Genomic DNA, 854 nt, shown 5'->3' with positions numbered 1-854 from the left:
CTCTATGTCCTTGCTGATTTCAAGAAACTTGTTGTAGCCACGCTTGTTCACCTGACTCTTCGTAATGCGTCCGCTCTTGTAGGCTTTTCTCAGTCGGGCAATTCCGCGGTCACGGTTGTAGGCATCCTTCTTCGCACGTTTGTCGGAATAACTGACGATAAATCTTTCCCCATTCTCACGCTTGTAGTTGTAACAGGCTTTATCAACCTTCTCTAAAGAGAGAATCCATTGCTTAACGTTTGCGTTCTCGCTCTTGATGCGGGCTCCAAGTATGTAGTTGTAGCCAGCCTCCTGCAGCAAAGTGACATTGTTCTTGTTCATCAAGCCGGAGTCTGCCACCACAACAAAGTCTTTCCCCAGATTGAAACGCTGCTTGAAGTCATCTATCATTGGTATCATGGTGAAGCCCTCATACTGGCTACCTTTGAACAGAGAGTATGAAAGCGGATAGCCTCCTTCTGATACAAGCAGACCGAGTACGACCTGTGACTCTGCCGTCTTGCCATCCTTTGAAAACCCCGGTTCACGCAATACGTCCGTCTGTGCAGTCTCAAAGTAGAGCGTCGTCACGTCGTAGAACATCAAGCCGATTTTGCCGCCGAACAGCTTGCGGGTGTGCTCTACGCTGATTTGCTGTGCAAGCTCCATCTGAGTATTGTAGAGCTTATCCATGTAGCGATAGATGTGGTTGAGGTCAACATCTTCATCATAATATGACTTTAGGTAATCTACTGTGGCAAGTTTGCTTCTGGGCTGCGAAACCCTTGCGATTACCAAATGACGCAGAATCTCATCGGGAATCCGGTTAAAACCGATGCTGTCATAGACTTGATCAAGCAGAAGCTGAGTACCGT

General features: G+C 47.5%; 1 protein-coding gene. It reads right to left on the bottom strand.

The window, feature by feature from the left end; all coding sequences use genetic code 11:
* A partial coding sequence (locus tag I6E40_RS10595) for an IS1634 family transposase (protein WP_235387230.1) occupies positions 1-854 on the bottom strand: 854 nt, incomplete at both ends.

Source organism: Prevotellamassilia timonensis, assembly GCF_021531665.1.
In the GTDB taxonomy this organism is placed as follows: domain Bacteria; phylum Bacteroidota; class Bacteroidia; order Bacteroidales; family Bacteroidaceae; genus Alloprevotella.
Note: the sequence above shows the minus strand (reverse complement) of the source record. Positions and strands in the feature narration are given on the sequence as shown.